A 24,106-nucleotide genomic window follows, 5' to 3' on the forward strand; every position below is an offset into this window, starting at 1 on the left:
TTCTTAGACACCCCTTATTTTTAGTAGCAATTCACATGTCGTGACATCATGTTAATTTTAAGTAATTATCTCATTTGCTTAAGGAACCGTTTCAAGATAACAGCCATGTTTTACTATCTTTTCACTAGGACTAGATGTTTTTGCACCACATGCTCAGAGAATTAGCACAAGACAAATAACGTTATATTGAAGTCACTTTACTACGAAACACAATTAATTCCTCCTAATTATTAATAGAGAATCTTCAGTAAAGTATATTTTCATTAATTACAACTGTCCAGGTATAAATTGGTAGTTCTTAACTCACACCCCATTAATTAGGTATATATGCCTAAGTTACCGTATCCAATCATTAACTATGAGTTTTGTAGGGGTATCGGTTCTCGGCAGCAGATTGCCGGGGGAAAGTGTCAACTTGTCCTGTAGAAGTATAGCACCACAACAAATAGGCCAGCTCCTGCTTGTAAATAGCAGGAGCTGTTTTGTCTCCCTGATTGTATTGCAGGGCTTCCCGCGACGATCCCTCCTTTCATATGAGATTAGTTTCGGCCGGTAGCTAATCAGCCTCATCGGGCGGGACGATTAAATAAATATTTTATTACAATATCTTCAGTTTTTTGCAAAGTGCCTACCGATCACCTATCGTCCCGCTCGACCACACCGTGCCTCCGTGATTTGACATGGACAACCTAGCCAATAAATCAGGATTTTTGCTACTCTTGATGGATATTTGCTTCAGTGTTAATGTAATTCTTGCAAACCAATAATTGCCAATTTGAGAGGAGTCGATTGCTGTGCATCCAGGCAAAAATATCACTGAAAGAACCGTAAACGGGGTTGCTGTGAATCCAGGAAGAACAGATTATCAGGATTTGCTTAAGTTCGTAATGGGATATTCGGTTTCTTACACTACGAAATCGGGAAAAGTAATGGTCGGAAAGTTCGGACTTGATGAAGTGATCAATAATCATCCTCAATTCCGGCACATTGCCCATATGGTAACGCAGTGATTAAGATCGCGGGGATGATTACATTCCCGCGATTTATTAAATAATGGGGTTCGGCAGTTTGGTAATAAAGCGTGCGTGACCGTCCTTGTTCTTAATCAAATTTAAGCTGTGATAGCGCGGCAGCTTCATTAAATCTTCCTCTTGGTATGGATAAAGCTCACTTTTCAATTCCTCGAAATTCTTCTTGTCACAGCCGCTAATGAGGATGTAGCTAGCATTTGCGGATCGCAGTTCGTCTCTGATGTATTTGATCTGATTTAAGTAATGGGCGCTCACGATCGGCTTCAATCCGAACTTCGCGTATTGGCTCAGCTTCGATTTCATGAACTGCTCGGTATGCGGCACCTGATAGAGTTCATCGACAACCATGTTCACTTTCACATACTTGGAACGGTCGCCGCCGAGCTGTTTGCTGCGCATCTGCAGCGCGAGCCAAATCTTCGTTGACCAGTAAGTGGTGTAAACGTCACGCTCGCTTTCAGTACTGAACATATCCGACGGCATGCGGATGCAGATGACTTGGTTTTTCTGCATTTCCTTTGTTAGATCGATGTTTCCGGCCGTTCCTTTATCCAGCATCTTTTCGATGTAAGCATTCTGCTCGAGCATGTTCAGCCGGTCTATAATCCCCGTGATAAACGAGTCTCTTGTGCCAATTACGGCATCGCCTGCCCGATTGTATTCGTCGAGCTCCCGCAGTGATTGAATGTACTTCTTTAGGTTTTCACGCTGAAGGGCAGGAACGGATCTGATGAGTCTGTGGCGTTCTTCGTGGTCCTGTAAGCAGTTGAACATATCCCGAATGCTGCCGCCGCTCACGAAGGTAACCAGGGCAGCACTGGATAGATATCGCTGCATCTTGGCGGTTAGCCGCGTGCCGTCTGAGTTGATGGAATCAATTAACGCGAGGAGTTGCGTGGTCTGCTTCTTACAGCAGTCATAGACTTCGAACGGATCTGCACTCTTACTGATAGCCTCGTTATAACCGAGCCCTTGAATCTTCCGGAAATCCCCACAGTCTACTACTAGCGTCCGTTCTCGACCGACTGCCGCGGCCACTTCTCGGGAAAGTTGGCATTGCTCTACAAAGTCGAATATAATCACGCACTCGCCGGCATTGATGGCATCGCGACTTAGGTTAGCGATGAGCGTCGATTTCCCCGCACGAGTCGGGCCGATCAGCACAAGCATGAGTTGCTGAAACTCCCGGTCAGTGGAAAGGTAGGCAGCCTGCTTGTTGCCGCGATAGGTATTTTCCCCAATACACATGTTTCCCTCCATCAGATCCTCCGGCACCTGCGTTTCCTGTGTCTCGATATGTTCGATGCAGTTGTATCGCTCCAGCAGTTCGCGCCCCGCGATGCTTATGAAGTGCTGGGCTTCTTGGTCGCCAATCTTATTGCGGCCCGATCGGATGTCCCTTGCGGTGTAGCTGATTTGTTTGCTGTGAGGTTTGAAGGTAAGCTGATTATCTTCGGAGATCGTATCGAACGACTGCGCCAGGCTGCGCGCCGCGCTCCGCTGCCGGGTTAGATCGGTGCTTTCGGACAGCACGACAATCTGCGTATCAAGAACCTTGGAGCTAGCTTTCTTTGCGGTGCTCTCACTGATTTTCCGGCCGCCGCTAATTCGTTCGGCAAGACTTTCGAGCAGATTGTTTGATTCCACTTTTTTGTTGCCGCTGAGCGTTTCGGAAATCTCCCGTATTATCGCATTGCCTGCAGCAAAGAGGAATTTCACCGAGTACATCAGTCCGAACTTGTTACGGTCCACGGGAAGCCTGCGGTGTACCTTGTCGATTGTAGCTTTATATAGATGCCGCCAGCTAATTTGATTCGTAGGGATGAAGTTATACAGGATACCAAGCCTGTCGCCGTCTTCAAGCATTTCCACAGTGTTCAGATTGCTGCTCAACAGATCATTGGTGCGGCGGTCTGCGGCGAGGCTAAGCGCGTCTTCCTTCGTATATGTGAGTGCGTAACGGTCCGCCTTCACTGTAAACTGTGGCAGTTCTGGCACCTGCTCAATCGTTACCGCACCCCACACATCGGAAATCTTCTCTTTCAGATGACTAAAATGCTGACGCGGCACGATGAAGAAAAACTCCACTTTCTTCTGCTCCATGTAGATGAAATAGGAAACCTTTGGCGGCAGCGTATAACGAAATTGCGTGCCGATCACGAACTCACGACCAAACTTGCGGATTAGTTTATACTGCTCTGCTTTGATGTTGTCGAACGTGGATTTATACAGCGCTGCGATGGCGCGGGCTATCTTATCTGTCCCCTGATTCCTGACGGCGTTGTTCGGCTTGATCTTGAGAAATACATACTCCGGCTTGACGACCTCGAGAAACTTGGTGATTTTCATTTGCCTAACCACCTAATCAATGTGTAAATCCCAAACGTCAGCCCCGCCCAGCGGTATCCGTTTTTATGACCGAGCGCACCGAGGATGATTAATACGGCGCAGCTGACAAGTGCGATGCTGTAACTGAGTTCTACGCAGGCAAGCCCGATCTCATAAAGAACGTCCAACACTTTTTGACTGAAACTGTGCAACGCATGCTCTCCGGCCTTCTGCGCGTGTTTCACCACCCATGAGGCAGGTCCGGAGATACCGAGGAAGGATGGTCCGGAGATTTCTCCCGAATAGTGCTGGAGCGCAGCGGTAAGGGGCGAAGGATCGGCATAGTGACCGTTGTGCAGGAGCGAGAAGTGAAGATGCGGTCCCGTGCTATGACCGGTGCTGCCGCTGAGCCCGAGCAGCCCGCCTGATTCGATGTGCTGTCCCACTTTTACCTTGATACTGTCCAGATGACCATACAGGTGAAGATCGCCGGCACTGGTTCGGACATAAACGGCATTCCCCAGGCTGCGGTGATGGTCCAGCACGCGTTCCACAACGCCGCTCGATATGCTGTGCAGCTCGGTGCCCCGAGGCATCGCCAGATCTATGCCTGTGTGCGCCTGGCCATGCCGGATCTCTTCGACCACACCATATTCCGAAGTGATGCGAAATTTCATGGGCATGGCATCACATCCCCCTTGTCATACCGTCTACTTGGTCGAACGCCCACGGCAATCCTCTTAGAATCGCGTAGACCATCAGGTAAGCAAGGCCGGATTTCCGAGCAGCCACAAAGTCGCCTTGCACAGTATGACTAACCGTATCGAAAGCCCCTTTAATGGTGATAATCCAGCGTCCGATTTGAAGCAGTCTATCATAGAGCTTCCTTGCCCCAGCATCCACCCCAGTTCCATCTCCCACTGGTGAAGCAGATACCGCATCCCCGATCATTGGGTCAGCGAAAGCAGCAACCTCTCCTGCGAGAAACAATGTGAGTGTCAGCGCTCCGATACGATAAATCGCTCTGTGGCGGTTCATATGATCGACGACTGCGATCCATCTACTGCTGCTTTTACCGCGGATCGGTACGGCGACTGGTTCGGACTCTCGAAATGAAACCGTGAACCCATGCGGTTGCATTGTTAATGTGCTCACCTGACCGACCTCCTAGCGTACCGTCTTAAAAGTATTGATGATATGATCCGCCCCGAAATCAAGAGGTACGCCGGCAAAGTAGTGCAGTACCCCAGTGATACAAATAAACACGAAAGCCCCAATGACCATAAGACCTGTTGCCCTGACTTCCTCAAAATAACGGAGCTCTTGCTGTCCAAGCGCCTCAATCCTCTCGTTTAAATCCCTACCGTTCATGGTGACTTTCATCGTTCACAACTCCTTAAATTCTCATCAGTGGTTTACTGTTCTGAGTTGGTTTTCCTGAGTCTGCAGCCGTATGACGGACTGTCTGACTAGCCGCCTGCGGAATCATCAGAGGGCGCTCCTTGATTTCCATTTGTCGTTTGGTGCGAATACCGAGCATGACGCGCAGGCCATCTCGCACAAGCTCCGAGAGCGTCCCACTGTCGATCCTAGCAGTAGCCTCTCGCAGATCATCGTCGTGCCACTTGCGTAGCCGCGCTTCAACCTTCGCTCTCAAATTGTCTGACATGCTGTCTCACCTCCGTCTGACTGATTACAATGTCATGATATTCGCCTAGTTTGTACTAGTTTACGCATTTATTCATAGAGCCTGTATAAAAGTGCCGAATCTTGTCCAATCTATTGACAACACAGAATGGAAGGGAAGTAATTAGATGGCTGGATTAGGAAAGGAACGAACCCGTTTTGGCGAGTGGGTAGACGTGACATTTGGTTATGGAGGGCAGACAAAGATTATGGAGATATGCAAAATTGATAAGAGCATTGCAAGCAGCGTATGCTCAGGGGGGAGAAGACCGAATCAAAGCACGAGGGGACGGATCGTCCAAGCTCTACGTCAGCATGGATATGACGTGTACGAAGAGGATTTCTGGCCTTGAAAAAGAGGGGGAATCCATTTGTAAACAGAATGGAATATGCCGTATGGCGGGAATAAAAATGCTCTCTATGCCTCGATCAAACCCTTGAACAAATTATTCAGGCATGGGATTGAATAATAATGAGACAAAAACGGATACACTACATTGGATTCAAAAGTATTAATTTACATAGAACCAATAAGGAGGAAAATTAAATGATGTCTGAACAATGTTCTTTTGTACAATGCCACGCAATCCTAGAACAAACAAAAGCTAACATATTGATTGTTGATAAAACAAAAGATATTAGAGAAAATTTTCTTTCCTGGATAAAACAGACATCTTACGATGAGTTTATAAACCATCGTAATAATGGATTTAGCTTTGATATCGTTATCCCGGTTGAAGGTGTTCCGGTGCCTATTGGACTAAATTCAAACACATCCAAAGAGGATTATGAGAAATTGCAAAAGTATATCGAAGAGGGCAAGGTAGTTAACTTTTCTCATAGCGAAGCCAGCCATATTGTAAGTCTGATGGTTGACCCAGAGGTTTATAAACAATGGGGTACATGTATGACAAATATGATGGAATGTATCAAGCAAAGTAATTACGGATTGCACCATGAGGTTACATACAGAGGCACCGAGATCGTTATTCGGATTTGGTATGTTCCTTACAATCCACAAGATCCATGGCCGAAGATTAAAAGTGACATTTATACCCCTGCAAGTGCAAAATGCTTACATGATTGTGTATCTACAAGTACTATTTTTGATCGTGAGTTAACCGTTGTGGTGGATAGGATAAGTTCAGGAAATGGAACTATTATAGTAAATACAGATAAAGGAACAGTACAGGTTCCGCTAATTCCAGAGCTAGATAGTCTCTATGTAACCCAAATAAAATCAGCAATATTAGAATATATAATTCGACGCTTAGTTTCGACCGGATGTAGAATGGAACCCTATAAACATACAGATAAAAATATTTCAGTATTTAGAGGTCAAGCTTATATTTCAATTGAGCACTTTACCGCAAAAAACGGAAACATTACTTTCACAGTTAATTTCAAGCGTGATCTTGATTTTAAGATAAGGGTAATGGGCAGAACTGTCGGAGCTTCAATGGAATATGAGGGTAACTTAGATATAAATTTTGATCTTTCATCTCTTGAGCTTTCTTCCAAACTTTTTTGTATGAGTGAGGAAAAATTTATAACCGCTTTTGATGTACCAGAAATCTGTATGACTGCCAAGGATGTTGCTGATGTCATAATGAATCAATTACAGGACTCGAAGAACTTTTTCGCAAATACAATATCTTTAACTTCACAAGCAATACAATATCTTTAACTTCACAAGCAATGGGCTTAGGAATTATTAAAGCGATAGGCTCGACCGAACTGAAGCGTATCATATGGAGAGGAAGAGCGCCTCATCTCCTTTGGGTGCCGACCTTTTCCTTTTATTACTTCCTCTAACGTTGGAATTTTTTTATTCCCAATCCAAACGAACCTCAATTCTTTGTCGTAACTTCTGGTCATAAGAAAAGTCTGCCCGACAAAGTGTCTGACAGACTAGCATTTTGTTATATGTACAATCTATCTGAAGCTGCGTCTTCGGCTACGCTGTTCAAACGCAGCTTATGATTTATATATGCAAAAGGTGCAAGAAGATAACTTTCAGGTGAAAAAATGCTAAAGAGCGCCAAGTAAATTGAGCGCTCTTTTTCTGTGTAATTAGGGATTATCTACCACAAACTGTTCTTTTTTTGTTAATATTATGAATGCTCATGTTTGATTGATAAAAAGGAGTGGGAGTATGGCAATTGATATTAAAATCGTACATCAAAAGGAAGACGGATCATGTCGTGTAGCAATTAAGGGAGCAACTCCAGAGGAAATACAAAAACAAAAAGACTTTTTTGAGTCACTTGGTATTTATGAGGATGTAAAAGTTGTTGGTAGTGTTGCTTTGGCTAAGGACCCTACTACATATCTAGATTGTAAGGCAAATGAACATGCATTAGAGAAATTAGGCGATCCGGAGTTCTTAAAACAAATGGCAGCATTAGCAGCTGCACTGAGATCTTAATGCAATTAGATGCTTAAATAGAGAAAGTGAAGGCCGCAGAAAATTCGCGGCCTTTTCGTTTTTTTTAGGAACAATAGTTCGCTTGTACATCACAATCGTTTGTAATATACTGTAAATAACAAATGTTGGAATTGGGGATGTGAACCAGATGGGAAAGAAGAGTATGTGACAGCTTCTTGGATAGCGAAACAGCTAGGCATGACACAACAAAATATCTCGTTATCCGGTAAGCGTGCACTGAAGCCGAATTATAGAGGGGAGTTTCCGATCCCCGATGCAATACTCGATGAAGGCCGACCGATATGGCTGAAATCGAAGATGGAATTATACATTGAGACCAAGAGGAGAGGTCAAGAAGATGCTTGATTTTATCTATTTCATGTTCTTTTCAACCATCGAGGGATTAGCAATCTATGCTTTGTCTCTTTATATCTTCAGGATAGACTTCAAGAGGTACCTATGGCACTCCTTAATAATCATCGAGATCATAAATCTTCAGAACCACCTTACTCGCTTATACAACGTAGATGATGCAGCTGCAGCAATTGCCCCAATTATAAATCTGTTAATTACGATGTTGTTCTTTAAAGTAGTAGTCCGGTTGCCATTATTACAATCGCTCGTAATGGTAATCACTGGCTTCTTCGGTTTCGTAGCTCTGCAAACAGCTCTTATATTTTCAATTTTCCAAGGAACTGGACCGCTTGAAGATCCAGTGAACGGGTACATAATTCAGTTCTTGTCAGGTGCAATTGGTGTAGCCGCCAGCAGCTTCTTTTATCGTAAGGGTTTCGGATTTACTTTTGACTTTGAGAAACTGAAGTTTTCCGGTGAACATGTCCTAGTTATTGCACTGATTTGTCTGTTTATCATAGGAGTCGCATTTATGATGTTTTACCAAAACCTCTTCCTCAACCTTATTGGATTCCTAGTTGGTTTCTTACTGTTTCTTTATTACTCAATCAGAAAGGAAAAGATACACGGCATATGATACAGCAGATTTCTAACAGCATCGCATCAAGTATAAAGAGTAGGGTTCCAGAACACCCGGCCAGTCAAGCGGTGTTGGCGTACTCTCTTGCTCTCATGATAAACACTTCTGCAATAATTCTTCTTACTATCGTTGGGGCGATCATCACCGGCAACATTAAGTCAGGTTTTGTCGTATTGATTTCCTTCGCTTTACTCCGACAAGTTTCTGGTGGCTACCATCTAAAATCAGGTGGATTATGTATCGCTGTTTCAGTAGGAATCCTAACCGTCCTATCTTGGACCCCTGAGTTATCAGTGACGTTGAATTCTATTTTAACCGCTGCAGCATTTGTACTTGCTGCGCTATTCGCGCCATCGCGGATCGAGCGGCAAACAAGAATTAAGCCACAATACTTCCCGTTCTTGAAGATACTCGCTTGCCTGATCATCTCCGTTAACTTTCTGGTGGGTTCCAGTGTTCTTGCGGTCACATTTTTGGCTCAAGGCCTGACTCTAATTCGCTTGGGAGGAGGTGAAAAACATCATGGGTAAACGCATCCTTTACGGAATCGCAACGACACTTAGCGCAGTAGCTGTGCTTGTCGTAACAACAGCGAGCTGGGCATATATTCACCAGCCAGAAACGCCTGAAGAGCTTTTGAAATAAGAAGAACACCGAAAAGATGGTGAAGATGAATGCTTCAACTAACTGTATCAAGGGACATCCAAGGGGCTACTGGGTTGATTAATCTGCCCGTAACCGAAGTCATCTTCTTACAGTCCGAGGAACCATCAATTGTGAGAGTGGATACCACAGACGCGCACTATTATGCTCAAGGTACGATTAGTTTTTATGAGCAGGGCTTGAAATCAAGTGGCTTTAGCTTTAATATCGTCGATAAAGGTTTCCTAGTCCACACTGTCATGATTCAACGTTGGGACAAGGCACTCAATAAACTATACTTCGATGGAGCAAAGTCTTGCTATGTTTCTCGCCGGCGCAAAAGTGACCTACTGGACATCTTAGTAAGTCGGACTAATATTAATCCGGTTGTTACTTAAAGCAACCATCAAAAAAGGCGTGTGTCCAGAAATGGGACACGCCTTTTTTTGCTTACAAGTTAATTACATACCATAAAATTTCATCGGAGTTTGTCATACCTTGTCGAACAATTCTTGGATATTTGTTACCGATTTCCTTTTAAATCGGTAGTTTACAGTTCTGTCCATTTCACACATAATTGTACTTGTCAAGGGCGATTGAACGTGTTGAATGAAACCGATAGTCCTATTGACATTGCACCACGAATAGATCAAAAGGGCGGTGCCAAAATGCTTGATATATTGCTCAAGCTAATCCAAGCTCTAAGAGATGACCCATCTCAGGAAGTATATTCAACGAGTAATCTGTTAACTGAAGGACTGTTAGTAGCAGCTTTGGCTTTAGGATTTGTTTTGGAGGTTAAACGCGTTAAGAAACTTAAGCAGGAAAGAATGCTACCAGAGTCGATTAGGGTTTCGAACAGTGAATTATTTACCCTAATCTTTGTAACACTCTTCCGTGTGGCAATATCATCGATATCACGAAGAAGATTGGAACCTATGGGTTCCAAATCTCCCGGGGAGCGGCGGTGAAAAATTACCGACGCTTAGGATCTTCTCCAGTTCCGTCCCACTCCCAGCTCTCGTAGAGTTGGACGAGGGGATCGGATAGACCAAGGATCTGCCCAAAAGTATAGATCGCTTCGACCGACATTGGCTTCTTGTTTGAGCAAAAGTGTGAGATCATCCGCGGTGACCATCCGTTATCAGGTAAGTCGACGTGCCAACCAGTACGTCGTGCTAATTCGGTCTGCTTCATCTCTCGCACATCAAGCCAATACTGGAGACGACCCCTCCCACGGGAGTAGGCCATCGTCTAACCAACTTTCGTTTTAATTTTTCGTCGACGCAATGAGAAGAGGTGTAGGCAAGTGGATCGAAAAGAGGACGTGGATTTGCTAGATGTACTCATGCGATTAACAAATTATAACAAAAGGCACGCAACCGAACTAGAGACTCGATTGCGTGCTATCTTATCTACTGATGCTGATTCACCGTCCGAAGGAAAGCAATCGCCATCTTAAGCTGCTCCGGCGTTAAGTTTTTACCATCGAGTTTTAGGTTGAATTTGCTGACAATCTCGTCGTCGGCTAGATCTAGAGTATCAATAAAGCGCTCATCAACGGAAAGAGGTAGAGAGCTGTCGGTTTTGCCGAGTAAGTAATCAGTTGATGTATCGCAGAGTTCAGCAATCTTATCAAGTACAGTACTCGGAGGCTGGATCCGTCCGATCTCGTAGCTGCTGAAATTCGAACGCGTCATGCCCAGCAATTGGGCAATCTCTTCTTGAGAGAAGTCCTTCTTTTTCCTGACTTCCTTTATTCGAGCGCCTAGCGCTTGGAATTTCACCTCTGACATGGACAACATCCATCCTTCGAAAAAATGTGATTTAAAAGCACAAAAACATATTGCGTGATTCTGGAAGGCGTGGTAATATCAGTTCACGGAACCGAAAGGCGGTGGTTATACCAGAACATAACAAAATAGGCTCCCTGTAGCTGGCAGCTTTATGAAAAATGTTAATTTGGTTTAATGTGAGCTTCGTTGTTTTTATCTTTCATTTCCATATTTCGCAGATAAGGAAATGATTACAGAAAGTGGTTGCATCTTTAGGTAGATTATATTATGACAGTTTAAATCACACAAGAGAATGCATGTTCCTGTTTAATGACACTAAGAATAGCAACTGAAATTTTTTTTAAACAAGATGTGATTTTAAATCACCTATTATTTAAATGTTACTCAAAATCATTGGAAATTATACCTCAACTAAAGGAGCAATAAAAAATATGAAATCAACTGGCGTAGTAAGAAAATGCGATGACCTCGGTCGAATCGTTATCCCAATTGAATTGCGACACAATCTCGGAATTGGACCAAAGGATTCTCTCGAAGTATTCGTCGATGGTGGGCGTATTGTTCTTCAGAAATACGCTCCAGGCTGCACTTTCTGTGGATCGCAGTCAATCAAAACTGTTCTCGGAGGGAAGTTGGTCTGCCAGAACTGCATCGATGAATTGAAATGAGCGCGGCTAAAACCCTTGCATCCCGGATGCGTTTGATTCGCTCATCAGCTGGCTTCAGCCAGGAAGATGAAGCTTGCCGGCTCGGCATATCGCGCGCAGCGCTTTGTCACTATGAGCGCGGCCGTCGGCAGCCAGACCTCGACACTCTGGTCGCCATCGCTTACCTGCACAACGTATCGATCGATTACCTACTTGGACGGGAGGAAGAAACGATGAGCCAACCAGTAGTGAACGAGTTAATGACGAGCGAACCAACGACAGAAGAATGCTTCAATGACGAATGCGGCGCTCTGATCCACGCAGGCGACTCAGCTTTCAAAGTAGGACAAGACATATGCTGCAGCATGAGCTGCGCTGATAAGGTCCGCAGGGAAATGAAAAACGAACGGTTCACCATCTAATGGAGGAGGAAATATCCACATGAACATTTTCAAAGATAAAGCACAAGCATTCCGCTGTGCGGTACAAGCTGCTGCAGCCAAACAATATGCGCAAATGAGACAGCATCGTCATTTCAAACGGGAGAAGTCAGAAAAGAAGCCATACAAGCCTGGTAATTCGGTTCTCGGTTACAATCCCGCAAATCTGGCTTACCCTGAGTCGATTCGTGTACCGCACATCGTCAAACCCAAGCCGGCTACTTGGAATCGGAGAGGTAACCGATGAGTATCCGGATAGATGAACTTCGGTCGAGAAACTTCAAGTCACACAAGGAACTATTGCTGGAACTCTTCCAGATTACCCGCGTAATCGGCACGAACGGTGCAGGCAAGTCGACAATCGGCGAGATGATTACTTGGAATCTCTACGGCACAGATACGCTCGGTAACCAATTGACCAAGCAGCTATCACCGGAGCCACTCACATATGAGTTCGATCGTGTCGAGGTTCACCTGCTACTTGCCGTTGATGATAAGCAGATACTGCTGAGTCGAATCATCGAAGACGGCGAAACAAAGTACTACGTCAACGAGACGCCGAAGAAGGCGACCCAGTACAAAGAGCTGGTCGAATCACTGTTTGACAAGAACCTGTTTTTATCGCTGTTCACGCCGGCGTATTTTTTTTCGCAAAAATGGGAAGATCAGCGCGCAATGCTGCTGAAAAACGTGCTTCCTCCGGCGAACAAGGACGTGTTCGCAGCCCTTCCAGTACCACAGGCCGATAAGCTGGCTGAGCTGCTGAAGAAGGCATCGCTCGACGATCTCGTGGCTAAGCATAGCGACAACAAGAACCGGCAGGATAAGGCACTGATCGCTGCGAAGGAACGGGTAAGGACGTTGCGAGAGCAGCAAGCATCATTGCCTCCGGACATTAGCGTTAAGGACCGTCAGAAGGCTGAGAAGGACAGCGCCGCACTGGAAGAGATGATCCAAGCGGAAGAAACTGCACAGCGTGATGCTTTGGTATCAAATAACCGACTGGAGCGGTTGACGTCTGAGATTAACGGTATTGTACAGCGCGGCGAACAAGTTAAAGCTCAGCATGCAAGGGTGAAGGCGGCATCGATTGAGGACAACTGCGACAAGTGTGGTCAAGCACTGGACGAGAAATCAGTTACTAAGGTTCAGGAACATAAGGAACGTGAACTCGGCGTCATTAAAGCGCAGTTCACCGAACTGAAGGAAAAGCTGAAACAGCTAAACGAACAGCGCGACAATCTCCCGTCAGCGATAGCTATTGATTACGATCCGGCAAACCTCCGGTCGCTGCTCGAGAAGAAGAGTGAGATTCAAAACAGGCTTGCCCAGTCCGGTGGCCGCGGTGCTCTACAGCAGCAGATCGAGCAGGCAGAGGCGAGCGAGAAGGCTACTCACGAAAGCTTCACCGAATCCGTATTCATCTTAGATGCAGTCAAGGCATTCCGTGCCAAGGAAGCGGACCTCATGGCCGAAAAAGTGAATGGCCTCTTCAATACTCTCAAGCCAAAGCTCTTCCAAACCAATGTCGGCGACGGCGCGCAGAAGCCTTTCTTCGAACTCGAGCAAGACGGCAAGCCATACCGGAAGCTTTCGACGGCAGAGAAGATTCGCGCCGGGCTCGAGCTGATCGAGGTACTCAGTAAGCAGAGCGGTGTTGTTGCTCCGGTCTTCCTGGACAATGCAGAATCGATCATCAAGTACACCATACCAGTAGGCCAGCTTATCGAGTGCCGCGTTGCTGATCAACCATTAACCATTACGGAGGTCTAATCCATGTCCAACTCTAAAGCTGTTGCAGCATTAAATACCCAAGCGCTTGTAGGCAATTTTAACGAGACTGAGCTTCTTACACTGAAATCGACCATCGCTAAAGGAACGACTGATGAGCAATTCGCTCTCTTTGTTCAAACCTGCGCACGCAGCGGTCTTAACCCGTTCCTTAATCAAATCTACTGCATCGTTTACAACGGCAAAGACGGTCCGGTTATGAGTATCCAGATCGCCGTTGAGGGCATTGTATCGCTGGCCAAGAGACACCCACAGTATGGTGGATTCATCACTTCCGAGGTCAAGGAGAATGACGAATTCGAAATCGATATTGTATCCGGCCAACCGCTTCATCGAATCACTTCCATGCAGCGCGGGAAAACAGTCGGAGCTTACTGTGTTGCATACCGCACCGACGCTCCAAACATGGCAGTGATCGTCACGAACGACCAGGTTGAACACTTACTTAAGGGCCGGAACGGCGACATGTGGAAGAACTACTTCGACGACATGATCGTGAAGCATGCGATCAAGCGGGCCTTTAAGCGTCAGTACGGCATCGAGGTTGCCGAGGATGAAGCGGTCGGATCGGAGAACACCTTTGACAAAACTCCAACTTACAATTCAGGTCAGCGCCGGGACATCACTGCGGAAGTCGATGGCACTCCGGATACTAAAGAGCAGCCAGCTCCACTTCCGCCAGCTGCCGAGGTCAATGAGATGGTTCAGATCCGCGGTAAGATCAGCACAGCGTTCAAGAAGCTGGGAATCACGGACGATGCCGCAAAATCCGCATACATGGCAGCAAACTGCAAGCCGAAAGGCGATAAGCCAACGCTGCAGGAGTTGATCGGATTGCACAAGATCATGGAGCTCGAGATTGAAGAAAAGGCTGCTGCGCCAGAGTTGGGCGAAATTGATGATTGAGGTGAAAATCCTCGCTTCCGGATCTGATGGCAACTGCGTCTGGCTCGGGAACGGAACAGTAAACGTCGTCGTCGACATGGGGCTGCCGCGTAAGAAGATTGAGCAGATCATGCTCGACGCCGGTATTGATTCATCGAAGCTGGATGCGATCTTCGTGACACACGAGCACAAGGATCACGTAATGGGTTTGTCACTTGCTGATAAGTACAAGCTGCCGGTCTATGCCAGCGAAGGAACGCTGAAAGCGGTGAGCCGACTGGAGGATGGAAAGGGAATCATCTTGCAGGCGGGAAAGTCGATCATACTTCGCGCACTTTCGCTCGGCTGCCTGACGATCAAAGCATTCGCCGTTCACCATGATGCATACGAACCGCTCGGCTTCACTATCTCGGATCGCGACGGTAAGGTCAGCGTGCTGATGGACACCGGGAAGGTCACCACTGACATGCTCCATGCGATGGCTTACAGCGATATCTACGTCTTCGAGTGCAACCACGATGTTGATCTTCTCGAGAAAGGTCCGTATGACCCGAAGACGAAGAGTAGGATACTGAGCGACATCGGGCACCTATCAAATGATGCAGCAGCTGCTGCCCTGGCGCAATTAGTGAAGGGCAGCGGTGAACGAATCTTCTTAACTCACATGTCGAGCAACAACAATATGCCAGCTCTGGCGTCCGGTACCGTCCGTCGCGCACTTACGGCCAAGGGGCTGCGGGCTGGTGAACATTACAAATTGGAGGTTGTGTAGATGAAGAAAATGACACCGGAAATCAGAGAGGCAATGCAGACGTCGATCAGGATGTCGTCAGTTCAATCATACGGCCGTGATACAGCCATCATGCTCATGAATCATATCGCTGCTATCGAGTGGGAATATGAGGCGCAGCTCAAACTTAATCGGCAGTTGCTAGCGCAACCTGTAGTGCGTGTTACATTACCTCGAGAAGTTGCAGATGTAATCGACTCATTCAAAGCAGACGGCGTAGACATCGATTACATCGTAGCCCATCTTGCAATTGGAACGTCGGCTCGTCGTTTTAACATCCTTCGAGAATATGCCGGCACGATCGGCAATGGTTACAATCTCATCTCGGCACTTGTAAATGGCTATAACGTCGAGCAAACACCATCAGAAGAAACAATTGCGATGAAAATTTCCTCAATGCTGTTTGCTCTGAGAATTGAAAGTCCGATTCCTGTTAACCAACTGGCGGAACGTCTGATACAAGTGTTACAGGAGTCGCCCGCTGAACAGCAACAAACAACGACTTGAATGGGTGAGGTGGAATGGCCAACCCGCAACCGGATAAACACACCAGGCTAGCGAATGAGCTACTGGATCAACTCCCCTTCTACAAATTCAACGGCTCTCAGTTAAGCATCATTATGGTTGTCTGGCGAAACACATATGGTTGGAATCGGAAGGACCATGAATTATCGTTGACCTTCTTGCACGAGCGAACGGGCCTAGCAGAGAGCACAGTGAAACAAGAGTTGAGAACTTTGCTGAAAGCGAAGGTTCTGCTGGTGACAAAGCAGGCTACGCAAAACAGCGCAAGAAAGCTTTCCTTCAATAAAGATTACGAAGCTTGGACTATTTCGAAACGAGGTGACCCAATGGACGACAAGAAGCAGTGCGGGGGATGTGATCGCACCCCTCGTAGCAATGAATCCGGGGGATGCGATTACCACCCTCGCGGGGGATGCGATTGCGCCCCTCAAGCTGCCATTCCGGGGGATGCGATCGCGCCCCCAAAGAAAGACATTCTTTTAAAGACATCTTTTAAAGACAATAGCGAGGCGTTTGAAATCTTTTGGTCTAGCTATCCAAGAAAGGTTTCTAAGGATGCAGCGTTAAAAGCATGGTCCAAGTTGTGTAAGGACAAATCATTCGACGCTTATCTGGTTATTCAGAATACAGTGAACTTCTCGAAGACGGTTGAGCTGCTTGAAACACAGAAGCAGCACATTCCTCACCCGTCCACCTATTTAAACCAGAAACGCTATAAGGATTATAACGTCGTTGATCCAGAAGGAATTGCAGCTGAGAAGCAATCTAAGTTTGGTTCGAACCTCGACTTTCTCAGAGATCAGATTGGTGGTGATGGCAATAGACAGGAACCAGATAGCATTAATCCTGGGGAAGGCTTCGGCAGCCTACCCGAACAAGGCTCCCAATCTGAGGAGTAATCCTCAGATATTCGAAGAGTGGATCGCAGCCTTAGCAGATGTATCTTGGGAGCTAGCGTTTGAAAATTACCAAAAGCATGTGCAGTCAAGTAACTGGTTCCCGGATATTGCAGACATCGCTCGACCAGTTCTGGTAGATGCAAGCCTGCCTCACAAGCTCATGAAAGAGGAAACGGAAATGCTGTTCCTTGAATTGGACTCTTGGGCAGCAACAAAAAGTCCGCCGCCAGAGGGATATTGGGAAACGGTTCGAGCGATGATCGCAAGGGAGGCCGCAGCAGAATGAATCATAAATTGCTTGAAGCCATCGGTCTTGAAGAGATGCCATCAGATGTGCGGTCGGAGCAATCGGCGCTTGGTTCAATACTCATAGAAAGCTCAGCGTTCGAAACCATTAATGAGCGGATGCGAGTAGGTCAACTCTTCGAGCCAGCACATAAGCGAATCTTTAGAGCCATGGGGAAGCTGTACAAATCAGGAGTCCCTATCGATGTTGTTTCGCTAAGTTCAGCGCTCAACGATTCCGAAGAACTGGCGGATGTTGGCGGCATCACTTATCTCTCAAGTTTAGCTAGTACCGTGCCGACGGCGGACAATGCCGGACACTACGCAGATCGAGTTCGCGAAGTATTCCTGCGCAGGCAAGCAATTGAGACTGCAAGCGAGCTGCTTCAGAAGGCTGCCGAAAATTCAGACATTCAAAGCTTCGTATCTCTTGCTGAAAAAGGAATATCACGACTTGCGGACCAGACGGCTCCAGCAAAGGAGTTTGTTCAAATCAAACAAGCGCTCCTTGAGGTTTGGGAGGACACAGAGCAAAAATACAACACCAAGGACGTACAGCGAGGCGTTACGGGGTTAGGGACGGGGATGCTGGACGTTGATCGAATGACCGCCGGCTTACAAAAATCAGACTTGATCATCGTAGCTGCCCGTCCATCGGTTGGTAAGACGGCATTCGCTCTTAATATCGCGCAGCATGTTGGAGTGAAGTTGAAAGAGACGGTTGCCATATTCTCACTTGAAATGTCGTACAAGCAACTCGTTGCTCGGTTGGTTTCCACTGAAGGGCACATTTCAGCTAACAAAATGAAGACTGGTTACTTCGAGGGCGAAGATTGGGAGAAGATGAGCCACGCAGTTGGCGCGCTGGCCGGTGCAAAGATCTTCATCGACGATACGCCTGGCATCAACGTTTCTGAAATCCGTTCAAAATGCAGGAAGTTGAAGAAAGAACATGGCCTTGGACTTATCTTGATTGATTATCTCCAGCTGATTCAAGGTCGAGGCGACAATCGGCAGCAGGAGGTCTCGGAAATCTCCCGAACGTTGAAGCAAATCGCGCGCGAGCTTGACGTTCCAGTCATAGCACTATCTCAGTTAAGTCGCGGAGTCGAGCAGAGACAGAACAAGCGGCCGATGATGTCCGACCTTCGAGAATCCGGATCGATCGAGCAAGATGCAGACATTGTAGCTTTCCTATACCGGGATGACTATTACGACAAGGAAAGTGATAAGAAGAATATTGTTGAGATCATCATAGCGAAACAACGGAACGGCCCTGTCGGAACAGTCGAGCTTGCATTTATCAAGGAATACGGGAAATACGCAAGTCTTAATCGGCAGCAGGAAATACACGAGGACGGCTACATCGCATAGCGGAGGAGCTGGTATCAATGGTTGATCCATTCATGCAGGACGTACCTTGGGAGATAGTGTATGACGATAACGGCAAAGCGATTGGGGAGATATTCATACTCCAACAATTTTCGGCCATTATCCAGAAGAGGAGGAAGAAACGTTGCAAGCAGCAGAAAAGCCGTTAACAAATCGACAGCAGGAAACATTGGCCTTTATCAAATCATTCATCTCGAAGAACGGATACGTACCTTCAGTTCGCGAAATAGCCGAGGGAGTTAATACGAATGTGTCCACGGCTCATGGCTTTGTAGAAAAAATTGAGAAGGCCGGATATATCAAACGGGTAGAAGGTGCTCCGCGCGCGATGGTTATCCTGGAGAAGGCGGTGGTTGCGGAATGAAACGTTATGTTGGACTTGACCCTTCAACAAAATGTGGATTTGTGGCACTTGATGAATCCGGCAAGCTGCTGCGGGCCAAGGAGCTCACTGGCATCGGGAAGACAGATCCAAAGCGGATGTCCACTCAAATCGACGAAATAATGGAGCACCTGCAGCCGGATGATGTAATCGTGATTGAAGGTTTTGGCTTTGCTTCGCAGCAGGCAATTCAGCTCGGCGGAATCGGCTGGGGACTGCGAATGGCACTATTCCGACGAGGGCTGAGCTACATTGAAGCGTCACCGTCGCAGCTAAAGAAGTTTGCTTCCGGAAAAGGAAACACCAAGAAAGAGGATTTACCGGTTCCGATCTTCAAGCGCTGGGGATTCGAGACCAGCAGTAATAACGTACTTGATGCCTTTGTATTAGCTCAGATCGCAATAGGTTTGAAATCGATCGACCAGGAGCAGCTGTTGTTGACTGAGTACACAGCCTTTCAACGGGAAGTTCTTGAAGCAATATCCTCCAGTCCAGAATCGGCGGAGAAAAAGAAGAAAAGCCGCGCATCCGCTCGGTAGAGGGATTCGTGCTGCCATTGAATCGAACGTATGATCTCATTTTGGAGAGGGTGAATCCACTTGCGCGGAAAACTCAGGCTGAAAGAAGCATCGGAAACCGAATTGTTCACGATCGCCTATCATGACGAAACAGCATCGACGATTGAAGTGCAAGCTGCAATCGATGAGCTGAATAAGCGGAATCGACGATTGTTGCGAAATAACCTACAGTGCAAAGCGAAGGTGGTGTATCCACGATGAATGAATATCGAAATCAGCTTGTTACTGAAAATCTCAAGCTCGTTCACAAGGTAGCACAAAAGTATGTTGCTGCGATCCAGGACAGCGCTGTTGATTACGACGATCTCTACAGTGAGGGCTGTGTTGGTTTAGTCAAAGCTGCCCAAGGATTCGATCCAGCAAAGGGAATTGAGTTTTCAACTTACGCCTACCGGACAATTGATGGTTTAATACTTCGCTTCATTCGACGTGGCGGTTACAGCGTTCCTTACAATGTGGTGGACGTAGCGGGGCACATACGAAGGAACAATTTGCACGATAAACCGGCTGTTGAAATTGCCGCATCTGCTGGATGCTCAATGAAAACGGCCGAGAATGCCCTATTATTCTTACGACTTAAACGAGCTTCCCTAGATTCCCCGCTAGGAGATGAGCACGATGCGGAATCCCTTGGAAGCACTATACCTTGTACAGAAGATTACTCTATTGTCTACGCGAACGAGTTCTTGAGGCTTCTTAGTCCTAATCAACGATTTGTGATAGATGGAATGCTTAACAATCAGACTTGTCGTGAAATCGGTCGGAGTTGCGGAATAACTCACCAAGGCGTCTTTAACAGACTTGTGAAGATCCGAAAGATGTATGTGGAATATGCGGAAGAAGGGATTTTCGTATGAACGACACTCAGCGGCGTAAGTACTTCCAAAGGTTAAAGGGAATGACGAGCGAAAGCTTCTGGAAGGCGATGGCTGTTCTGCACACGAGGGCTTATGCAAAAGCGCAGGAACATTACAGTCAAGCAATGGACATCGTACTCACACCTAAACAAAAGGCAGCTGTTGAAGCGAAAGCGGCTGAAATAAGGGAACTGTGGGATGGAATGCAAACAATCGAGCTGGATGAAACAGAGCATGCTGAACTTTCGCTAGGAGGAGGCGGACAGAATGTCGTTTCTACACCGATGCCGGACAACGGATCAGAAATACAAGAAGAACCAGTTCAATGATGCTCCGGTGATTCCAGATGTGAAGAAGAGCATCCAACAGTTGCGAGACGTCTATTCCAACTTCACTGACATAGAGTTTGCTTCCTGGTACCAGAACAGATATAAAATTCCGATTCCTCAAGTATTAAAGGTGCTGGAAGGAATGAAGCAGGTTGCTGGAGGTGAGGGCGATCGGAACGCCAATACCAAGCAGGGATAGAGAGGCTGCCTCGTGCGGAGCTGGCCCGGTTATCCCGTATCGACTAAGTCCGGAAGAATTAGCGGAGATCAATAGTAAATCAAATAAAATAACAGGAGCGACGCCGATAATGACGAATCGCCGCGGGCCTGCCCCGAAGGATGGTCCTTCATGTGGATTAACAAGGAAAGAATTCCTTAAGGCAATTGCTCAGGAAGAAACTATCTCGAGTATCGAAAAAGCCTGGGGGATGAAGTACAACACGCTTTATGCATGGATTAAGAATTGGAATTTGAAAGGGATATCTGCAGGTAAAGCGCGTGATCTCCTGGCTGGTGAAGAGTCGGTAGAGCTGCTTCCAGATTCCACGTCAACCTCTGAACCTGCGTCACAGTCTGAACTAACATCGCCGTTTGCAGACAGATCTCTCGTCGATATCATCGGTAGCCTGAATATTGAGATCGAGAATATGCGCGCGGCCAATGCTCAGCAACAAATTCAGATTGATGAAGTGCGGAATGATCGCGACGAGTGGAAGCGGACAGCGGAGGTAAGGCGGCAGCAGTTATCTGAACAGGGAACACTCGTTTCACAACAAGATGAGCGTATCCGGCATCTTCTCGCTGACCTGGAAGTTGTCAATGAACCGGTAATCATTGTTGAACAGCCTCCAACAAAAAGATGCATTACACTTCATATCCCACTAATCGATACCGGTAAGAAAGACATCGAGGACCGCTTCAAGGCATTGGTTGAATATGGTGGACTGAAAGGCAAGATTGGGCTGCGCGAGATTAAGGCACCGCAGCTTATGACTGAGACACTCCTCCGCTTGCAGGTCATTGTCAATATTATCCGAGCACAGGCGGAAGACTTGGTTGAACCTGCTGACATTGAGTGGACGGTGCAACAGTTCGTCAGTCGTCATAATAATGCACACATCCAGCAGCTCATCAATACTGCGATGGAGCGCGGCTGGGAAGTGTCAGGAGCATGAACAAACCCAATAAGAACGAACAGCGTTTGGCGACGAAGGCAGCGGCGCAACTGAATAAGGCACTTGAGACACTCAATATACTCGGTATGTATATGACCGCGAACGAACGCGATGAAGTCTACTTGATGCATTGTGGAGAAGCTGGCGCCTCAATAGCTGGTGCGATTAATGAATTGCAGCGTTTGGAGGGCGGCGATGCCAATGGATAGACAAACAGTTCTCGCTAAGATCAGCTACCACTTGGATGGAACGTGTCGCATTTGCGGTGTAAGGGAAGAATTGAACAAAACTCATAGTGCTTCTGGCCACTTTGCGAAGATTGACAGCTATTGCGTCAAACAATGCTCAGTCGGCCAGCAGTTACAGGACCTCGGCCGCCAACTCAAATGCGGCGATCGCAAATTTATTCAGGAGGATGAATTAGAATGCCTCAATTGAAAGTCCAGATTGAAAATAACATCTACCTTGAATCAGACGGCACGCAGTTCTTGATCAAGCAGTACACAGGTAAGTTCTCGAAGAATGCTAAGACTGGCGAACTGACTGAGATATATAAAACGCTCGGGTACTTCACAAACATCGATTTTGCGCTGAAGCACTTCCTCAAGCTTGAGATCATGGAGTCGACAGCTACGACGCTCACGGAGCTGCGCGAGGATATCAAGCGGATCAGGGAAGGGATCGAGAAAACATTCTCGATGGAGCTTGCTGCTGGTACTACCATGGAAGGGATAAACATGACAAATTACCGAGAGCAGTTGAAGGGTTTTAATTATCCAGAATCGGTTCTTGCTGGGATGACGGATGAAGAATGTGAAGGTGAGTATGAAGTGGTGCATGCCAGACCATGATGCGAAGCTGGTATCGGTTCTGAGCGAGGTAGGATATCGACTGAAAGAATAGGGATGGCCGTTTCGGTCGATCCCGCGGCTAACTGCTGCCATAAAACAGAACATACGTTCTAAAAATTAACTTAAAGGAGCAATCATAAATGAAAACTGTCGTAGGTGTAAATTTCACGAAGTTCAACACAAACAAGAAGGACGAGACGGTCCTTGAGTTCCAAGTGCGCGGAGAATTGAGTGACGCGCAAATCCTTGCCTTGCACAAGTTGAAGGCAGGCGGACAAGCGACTCTTGGCATTGCTTCTTCACAAATAGAGATAGACGACGTAGTGCCAGCAGCTCCGAACCACGGGCTTGCTATGAGGAGCAATGGCGACGGCACAATCGATCTCGAACAACAAGAAGGCCAGATAACGATCGAGGAAGCGGAAGTGAACCAAGATACCGATGAGCATCTTGACGAGCAAACAGAAGAGCAGCAAGATTCGCAAGAAGAAACAGACGGATGCGCCGATTCCGAACCTGATGTTGACACAGATGATTCCGAATCTTCGGATGGCGCCGCCGAGGATGAACACAGCGAAGAAGAAACCTCAAACGATGATGACGACGAGCTCGGCCTGCTGGAGGAGTAGCATGCGGAGCTGGAACTGGTCAAGAATTGCCGTGCTGCTGTTCGTGGCTGCCTGCTGGGCTGGAGCTTACTTGCTAATTAGGTCAGTTGTTTAAAACACATGCCCCGGTCGATCCGGTCGGGGCTATCCAAAACGACAGAGGGGCGGGATAACGTGGCCAGAAGAAAAGTGGATAAGCTGCCGGAACTGGATGCTCGTGGTTTCTTGGCTAACATGAGAGACCTGAAGCTCTCGTACCGCGAAACCTATTGGCGGCTGCGGAAAGCCCTGAAGGAAGCGGAGGCATTGGTCGATGAGGATGGGAAACCAACCGAGCATCCAGATATAAAGATCATAAAAGGAGCGATCTCCGATGTGAACTTCGCTATCACCTGGATGCACACGAGCAAGCGTCCGGGCAGCAAGCGTGGTATCGAGCGGCGTGCGGCATATGAGCGAGAGAAGCTGATGGACCCGGTCCGCATGCAGTCGTTAGTAGTTCGAGCAAACGCTGGCGGGCCGAGCAACCTGACTGATTGGCAGAGGTTCCAACTCGAAGAAGCGCTTCGACGGCTGTCGGATCGGGAACGGGAATGTTACGAGATGGCTCATGGTCAAGGGTTTTCGCACTCATATATTGCAAACTTGTTGGGAATTGAGAAGTCATCCGTTAGCGATTACGTCCAGCGAGCTCAGCGTAAGGTAAGCGAAGATCTAGGTGGGAATATATTTTTAACATGCTGACACGAATAATCAATCGAGGGCTG

At 47.0% G+C, this 24,106-nt stretch carries 35 protein-coding genes; 29 read left to right on the top strand and 6 right to left on the bottom strand.

Annotation, left to right across the window (positions count from 1 at the left end; translation table 11 throughout):
• The first annotated feature begins 794 nt into the window (after positions 1 to 794).
• Positions 795 to 1,010 carry a hypothetical protein gene (locus AC0YNX_RS17490; RefSeq protein WP_475816984.1) on the top strand — a complete coding sequence of 72 codons (216 nt, stop codon included), beginning with the start codon at positions 795 to 797 and terminating at the stop codon, positions 1,008 to 1,010.
• Between the two features lie 36 nt (positions 1,011 to 1,046).
• Here AC0YNX_RS17490 and AC0YNX_RS17495 read toward each other — a convergent pair whose 3' ends face one another.
• Genes AC0YNX_RS17495 through AC0YNX_RS17515 form a run of 5 tightly spaced genes read right to left on the bottom strand, consistent with a single transcriptional unit; the run spans position 1,047 to position 5,028 of the window.
• Entirely contained in the window at positions 1,047 to 3,380 is a 2,334-nt protein-coding gene (locus AC0YNX_RS17495; protein ID WP_475816985.1) for a type IV secretory system conjugative DNA transfer family protein, read from the bottom strand.
• Positions 3,377 to 4,042: a M23 family metallopeptidase gene (locus AC0YNX_RS17500; RefSeq protein ID WP_475816986.1), complete on the bottom strand. Its 666-nt coding sequence runs from the start codon at positions 4,040 to 4,042 to the stop codon at positions 3,377 to 3,379. Before AC0YNX_RS17500 ends, AC0YNX_RS17495 begins: the two co-directional genes overlap by 4 nt.
• Before the next feature lie 4 nt (positions 4,043 to 4,046).
• On the bottom strand, positions 4,047 to 4,514 hold the full coding sequence (locus AC0YNX_RS17505) for a hypothetical protein (protein WP_475816987.1): 468 nt from the start codon (positions 4,512 to 4,514) through the stop codon (positions 4,047 to 4,049).
• A gap of 12 nt (positions 4,515 to 4,526) precedes the next feature.
• Positions 4,527 to 4,742, bottom strand: coding sequence for a hypothetical protein (locus AC0YNX_RS17510; RefSeq protein WP_475816988.1), 216 nt, complete (start codon positions 4,740 to 4,742; stop codon positions 4,527 to 4,529).
• A 13-nt stretch (positions 4,743 to 4,755) separates the two neighbouring features.
• On the bottom strand, positions 4,756 to 5,028 hold the full coding sequence (locus AC0YNX_RS17515) for a hypothetical protein (RefSeq protein WP_475816989.1): 273 nt from the start codon (positions 5,026 to 5,028) through the stop codon (positions 4,756 to 4,758).
• 564 nt (positions 5,029 to 5,592) lie between these two features.
• Here AC0YNX_RS17515 and AC0YNX_RS17520 point away from each other — a divergent pair.
• The 6 genes from AC0YNX_RS17520 (at position 5,593) to AC0YNX_RS17545 (ending at position 9,507) form a co-directional block, all read left to right on the top strand.
• Positions 5,593 to 6,732: a hypothetical protein gene (locus tag AC0YNX_RS17520; RefSeq protein WP_475816990.1), complete on the top strand. Its 1,140-nt coding sequence runs from the start codon at positions 5,593 to 5,595 to the stop codon at positions 6,730 to 6,732.
• A 468-nt stretch (positions 6,733 to 7,200) separates the two neighbouring features.
• Positions 7,201 to 7,473, top strand: coding sequence for a hypothetical protein (locus AC0YNX_RS17525; RefSeq protein WP_475816991.1), 273 nt, complete (start codon positions 7,201 to 7,203; stop codon positions 7,471 to 7,473).
• 331 nt (positions 7,474 to 7,804) lie between these two features.
• Positions 7,805 to 8,464: a hypothetical protein gene (locus AC0YNX_RS17530; RefSeq protein ID WP_475816992.1), complete on the top strand. Its 660-nt coding sequence runs from the start codon at positions 7,805 to 7,807 to the stop codon at positions 8,462 to 8,464.
• Positions 8,461 to 8,997 carry an accessory gene regulator ArgB-like protein gene (locus AC0YNX_RS17535; RefSeq protein WP_475816993.1) on the top strand — a complete coding sequence of 179 codons (537 nt, stop codon included), beginning with the start codon at positions 8,461 to 8,463 and terminating at the stop codon, positions 8,995 to 8,997. Before AC0YNX_RS17530 ends, AC0YNX_RS17535 begins: the two co-directional genes overlap by 4 nt.
• Positions 8,990 to 9,112, top strand: a complete 123-nt coding sequence (locus AC0YNX_RS17540; protein ID WP_475816994.1) for a cyclic lactone autoinducer peptide — start codon at positions 8,990 to 8,992, stop codon at positions 9,110 to 9,112. The genes AC0YNX_RS17535 and AC0YNX_RS17540 overlap by 8 nt, the downstream gene beginning before the upstream one ends.
• A gap of 29 nt (positions 9,113 to 9,141) precedes the next feature.
• Positions 9,142 to 9,507: a LytTR family DNA-binding domain-containing protein gene (locus tag AC0YNX_RS17545; RefSeq protein WP_475816995.1), complete on the top strand. Its 366-nt coding sequence runs from the start codon at positions 9,142 to 9,144 to the stop codon at positions 9,505 to 9,507.
• 1,017 nt (positions 9,508 to 10,524) lie between these two features.
• Here the strand turns inward: AC0YNX_RS17545 and AC0YNX_RS17550 are convergent.
• Entirely contained in the window at positions 10,525 to 10,905 is a 381-nt protein-coding gene (locus AC0YNX_RS17550; RefSeq protein ID WP_475816996.1) for a helix-turn-helix domain-containing protein, read from the bottom strand.
• 431 nt (positions 10,906 to 11,336) lie between these two features.
• Between AC0YNX_RS17550 and AC0YNX_RS17555 the strand changes: the two genes are divergently transcribed.
• The 22 genes from AC0YNX_RS17555 (at position 11,337) to AC0YNX_RS17660 (ending at position 24,083) form a co-directional block, all read left to right on the top strand.
• Positions 11,337 to 11,573 (top strand): AbrB/MazE/SpoVT family DNA-binding domain-containing protein, encoded by a 237-nt coding sequence (locus AC0YNX_RS17555; protein ID WP_475816997.1) that lies wholly within the window; start codon positions 11,337 to 11,339, stop codon positions 11,571 to 11,573.
• Positions 11,570 to 11,974 carry a helix-turn-helix domain-containing protein gene (locus AC0YNX_RS17560; RefSeq protein WP_475816998.1) on the top strand — a complete coding sequence of 135 codons (405 nt, stop codon included), beginning with the start codon at positions 11,570 to 11,572 and terminating at the stop codon, positions 11,972 to 11,974. The genes AC0YNX_RS17555 and AC0YNX_RS17560 overlap by 4 nt, the downstream gene beginning before the upstream one ends.
• A 19-nt stretch (positions 11,975 to 11,993) precedes the next feature.
• Complete coding sequence (locus AC0YNX_RS17565) at positions 11,994 to 12,239, top strand: hypothetical protein (protein ID WP_475816999.1); 246 nt, start codon at positions 11,994 to 11,996, stop codon at positions 12,237 to 12,239.
• On the top strand, positions 12,236 to 13,765 hold the full coding sequence (locus AC0YNX_RS17570) for an AAA family ATPase (RefSeq protein ID WP_475817000.1): 1,530 nt from the start codon (positions 12,236 to 12,238) through the stop codon (positions 13,763 to 13,765). Before AC0YNX_RS17565 ends, AC0YNX_RS17570 begins: the two co-directional genes overlap by 4 nt.
• 3 nt (positions 13,766 to 13,768) lie before the next feature.
• Positions 13,769 to 14,689 (top strand): RecT family recombinase, encoded by a 921-nt coding sequence (locus tag AC0YNX_RS17575; RefSeq protein ID WP_475817001.1) that lies wholly within the window; start codon positions 13,769 to 13,771, stop codon positions 14,687 to 14,689.
• Positions 14,643 to 15,440, top strand: a complete 798-nt coding sequence (locus AC0YNX_RS17580) for an MBL fold metallo-hydrolase (protein WP_475817002.1) — start codon at positions 14,643 to 14,645, stop codon at positions 15,438 to 15,440. Before AC0YNX_RS17575 ends, AC0YNX_RS17580 begins: the two co-directional genes overlap by 47 nt.
• Complete coding sequence (locus AC0YNX_RS17585) at positions 15,441 to 15,965, top strand: hypothetical protein (RefSeq protein ID WP_475817003.1); 525 nt, start codon at positions 15,441 to 15,443, stop codon at positions 15,963 to 15,965.
• A gap of 14 nt (positions 15,966 to 15,979) precedes the next feature.
• A complete protein-coding gene (locus AC0YNX_RS17590) occupies positions 15,980 to 16,882 on the top strand; it encodes a replication protein (RefSeq protein WP_475817004.1) in 903 nt (300 codons plus the stop codon).
• Between the two features lie 79 nt (positions 16,883 to 16,961).
• Positions 16,962 to 17,168, top strand: a complete 207-nt coding sequence (locus AC0YNX_RS17595; protein WP_475817005.1) for a hypothetical protein — start codon at positions 16,962 to 16,964, stop codon at positions 17,166 to 17,168.
• Entirely contained in the window at positions 17,165 to 18,541 is a 1,377-nt protein-coding gene (gene dnaB, locus AC0YNX_RS17600; protein ID WP_475817006.1) for a replicative DNA helicase, read from the top strand. Before AC0YNX_RS17595 ends, dnaB begins: the two co-directional genes overlap by 4 nt.
• A 142-nt stretch (positions 18,542 to 18,683) precedes the next feature.
• Positions 18,684 to 18,923 (top strand): LexA family protein, encoded by a 240-nt coding sequence (locus AC0YNX_RS17605; RefSeq protein WP_475817007.1) that lies wholly within the window; start codon positions 18,684 to 18,686, stop codon positions 18,921 to 18,923.
• Entirely contained in the window at positions 18,920 to 19,480 is a 561-nt protein-coding gene (locus AC0YNX_RS17610; protein ID WP_475817008.1) for a hypothetical protein, read from the top strand. The genes AC0YNX_RS17605 and AC0YNX_RS17610 overlap by 4 nt, the downstream gene beginning before the upstream one ends.
• Positions 19,481 to 19,540: 60 nt before the next feature.
• Positions 19,541 to 19,720, top strand: coding sequence for a hypothetical protein (locus AC0YNX_RS17615; protein ID WP_475817009.1), 180 nt, complete (start codon positions 19,541 to 19,543; stop codon positions 19,718 to 19,720).
• A complete protein-coding gene (locus AC0YNX_RS17620; RefSeq protein WP_475817010.1) occupies positions 19,717 to 20,376 on the top strand; it encodes a sigma-70 family RNA polymerase sigma factor in 660 nt (219 codons plus the stop codon). The genes AC0YNX_RS17615 and AC0YNX_RS17620 overlap by 4 nt, the downstream gene beginning before the upstream one ends.
• Positions 20,373 to 20,705, top strand: coding sequence for a hypothetical protein (locus AC0YNX_RS17625; RefSeq protein ID WP_475817011.1), 333 nt, complete (start codon positions 20,373 to 20,375; stop codon positions 20,703 to 20,705). Before AC0YNX_RS17620 ends, AC0YNX_RS17625 begins: the two co-directional genes overlap by 4 nt.
• A gap of 7 nt (positions 20,706 to 20,712) precedes the next feature.
• On the top strand, positions 20,713 to 20,904 hold the full coding sequence (locus tag AC0YNX_RS17630) for a hypothetical protein (RefSeq protein WP_475817012.1): 192 nt from the start codon (positions 20,713 to 20,715) through the stop codon (positions 20,902 to 20,904).
• A 109-nt stretch (positions 20,905 to 21,013) separates the two neighbouring features.
• Positions 21,014 to 21,880, top strand: coding sequence for a helix-turn-helix domain-containing protein (locus tag AC0YNX_RS17635; protein ID WP_475817013.1), 867 nt, complete (start codon positions 21,014 to 21,016; stop codon positions 21,878 to 21,880).
• Positions 21,877 to 22,089 carry a hypothetical protein gene (locus AC0YNX_RS17640; protein WP_475817014.1) on the top strand — a complete coding sequence of 71 codons (213 nt, stop codon included), beginning with the start codon at positions 21,877 to 21,879 and terminating at the stop codon, positions 22,087 to 22,089. Before AC0YNX_RS17635 ends, AC0YNX_RS17640 begins: the two co-directional genes overlap by 4 nt.
• Entirely contained in the window at positions 22,082 to 22,318 is a 237-nt protein-coding gene (locus AC0YNX_RS17645; protein ID WP_475817015.1) for a zinc-finger domain-containing protein, read from the top strand. The genes AC0YNX_RS17640 and AC0YNX_RS17645 overlap by 8 nt, the downstream gene beginning before the upstream one ends.
• Positions 22,306 to 22,731 carry a hypothetical protein gene (locus AC0YNX_RS17650; RefSeq protein ID WP_475817016.1) on the top strand — a complete coding sequence of 142 codons (426 nt, stop codon included), beginning with the start codon at positions 22,306 to 22,308 and terminating at the stop codon, positions 22,729 to 22,731. Before AC0YNX_RS17645 ends, AC0YNX_RS17650 begins: the two co-directional genes overlap by 13 nt.
• A gap of 140 nt (positions 22,732 to 22,871) precedes the next feature.
• Positions 22,872 to 23,360: a hypothetical protein gene (locus AC0YNX_RS17655; protein WP_475817017.1), complete on the top strand. Its 489-nt coding sequence runs from the start codon at positions 22,872 to 22,874 to the stop codon at positions 23,358 to 23,360.
• Between the two features lie 153 nt (positions 23,361 to 23,513).
• Positions 23,514 to 24,083 carry a sigma factor-like helix-turn-helix DNA-binding protein gene (locus AC0YNX_RS17660; RefSeq protein WP_475817018.1) on the top strand — a complete coding sequence of 190 codons (570 nt, stop codon included), beginning with the start codon at positions 23,514 to 23,516 and terminating at the stop codon, positions 24,081 to 24,083.
• Positions 24,084 to 24,106 lie beyond the last annotated feature (23 nt).

Source organism: Paenibacillus sp. J31R98 (assembly GCF_056269245.1).

What these genes read in the sequence shown, in the direction of transcription:
- AC0YNX_RS17495 (WP_475816985.1), bottom strand. Translation starts at nt 3,380, where the DNA reads ATGAAAATCACCAAGTTTCTCGAGGTCGTCAAGCCGGAGTATGTATTT.
- AC0YNX_RS17500 (WP_475816986.1), bottom strand. Translation starts at nt 4,042, where the DNA reads ATGCCCATGAAATTTCGCATCACTTCGGAATATGGTGTGGTCGAAGAG.
- AC0YNX_RS17510 (WP_475816988.1), bottom strand. Translation starts at nt 4,742, where the DNA reads ATGAAAGTCACCATGAACGGTAGGGATTTAAACGAGAGGATTGAGGCG.
- AC0YNX_RS17515 (WP_475816989.1), bottom strand. Translation starts at nt 5,028, where the DNA reads ATGTCAGACAATTTGAGAGCGAAGGTTGAAGCGCGGCTACGCAAGTGG.
- AC0YNX_RS17520 (WP_475816990.1), top strand. Translation starts at nt 5,593, where the DNA reads ATGATGTCTGAACAATGTTCTTTTGTACAATGCCACGCAATCCTAGAA.
- AC0YNX_RS17525 (WP_475816991.1), top strand. Translation starts at nt 7,201, where the DNA reads ATGGCAATTGATATTAAAATCGTACATCAAAAGGAAGACGGATCATGT.
- AC0YNX_RS17535 (WP_475816993.1), top strand. Translation starts at nt 8,461, where the DNA reads ATGATACAGCAGATTTCTAACAGCATCGCATCAAGTATAAAGAGTAGG.
- AC0YNX_RS17540 (WP_475816994.1), top strand. Translation starts at nt 8,990, where the DNA reads ATGGGTAAACGCATCCTTTACGGAATCGCAACGACACTTAGCGCAGTA.
- AC0YNX_RS17545 (WP_475816995.1), top strand. Translation starts at nt 9,142, where the DNA reads ATGCTTCAACTAACTGTATCAAGGGACATCCAAGGGGCTACTGGGTTG.
- AC0YNX_RS17550 (WP_475816996.1), bottom strand. Translation starts at nt 10,905, where the DNA reads ATGTCAGAGGTGAAATTCCAAGCGCTAGGCGCTCGAATAAAGGAAGTC.
- AC0YNX_RS17555 (WP_475816997.1), top strand. Translation starts at nt 11,337, where the DNA reads ATGAAATCAACTGGCGTAGTAAGAAAATGCGATGACCTCGGTCGAATC.
- AC0YNX_RS17560 (WP_475816998.1), top strand. Translation starts at nt 11,570, where the DNA reads ATGAGCGCGGCTAAAACCCTTGCATCCCGGATGCGTTTGATTCGCTCA.
- AC0YNX_RS17565 (WP_475816999.1), top strand. Translation starts at nt 11,994, where the DNA reads ATGAACATTTTCAAAGATAAAGCACAAGCATTCCGCTGTGCGGTACAA.
- AC0YNX_RS17570 (WP_475817000.1), top strand. Translation starts at nt 12,236, where the DNA reads ATGAGTATCCGGATAGATGAACTTCGGTCGAGAAACTTCAAGTCACAC.
- AC0YNX_RS17575 (WP_475817001.1), top strand. Translation starts at nt 13,769, where the DNA reads ATGTCCAACTCTAAAGCTGTTGCAGCATTAAATACCCAAGCGCTTGTA.
- AC0YNX_RS17585 (WP_475817003.1), top strand. Translation starts at nt 15,441, where the DNA reads ATGAAGAAAATGACACCGGAAATCAGAGAGGCAATGCAGACGTCGATC.
- AC0YNX_RS17590 (WP_475817004.1), top strand. Translation starts at nt 15,980, where the DNA reads ATGGCCAACCCGCAACCGGATAAACACACCAGGCTAGCGAATGAGCTA.
- dnaB (WP_475817006.1), top strand. Translation starts at nt 17,165, where the DNA reads ATGAATCATAAATTGCTTGAAGCCATCGGTCTTGAAGAGATGCCATCA.
- AC0YNX_RS17610 (WP_475817008.1), top strand. Translation starts at nt 18,920, where the DNA reads ATGAAACGTTATGTTGGACTTGACCCTTCAACAAAATGTGGATTTGTG.
- AC0YNX_RS17620 (WP_475817010.1), top strand. Translation starts at nt 19,717, where the DNA reads ATGAATGAATATCGAAATCAGCTTGTTACTGAAAATCTCAAGCTCGTT.
- AC0YNX_RS17625 (WP_475817011.1), top strand. Translation starts at nt 20,373, where the DNA reads ATGAACGACACTCAGCGGCGTAAGTACTTCCAAAGGTTAAAGGGAATG.
- AC0YNX_RS17635 (WP_475817013.1), top strand. Translation starts at nt 21,014, where the DNA reads ATGACGAATCGCCGCGGGCCTGCCCCGAAGGATGGTCCTTCATGTGGA.
- AC0YNX_RS17640 (WP_475817014.1), top strand. Translation starts at nt 21,877, where the DNA reads ATGAACAAACCCAATAAGAACGAACAGCGTTTGGCGACGAAGGCAGCG.
- AC0YNX_RS17645 (WP_475817015.1), top strand. Translation starts at nt 22,082, where the DNA reads ATGGATAGACAAACAGTTCTCGCTAAGATCAGCTACCACTTGGATGGA.
- AC0YNX_RS17650 (WP_475817016.1), top strand. Translation starts at nt 22,306, where the DNA reads ATGCCTCAATTGAAAGTCCAGATTGAAAATAACATCTACCTTGAATCA.
- AC0YNX_RS17655 (WP_475817017.1), top strand. Translation starts at nt 22,872, where the DNA reads ATGAAAACTGTCGTAGGTGTAAATTTCACGAAGTTCAACACAAACAAG.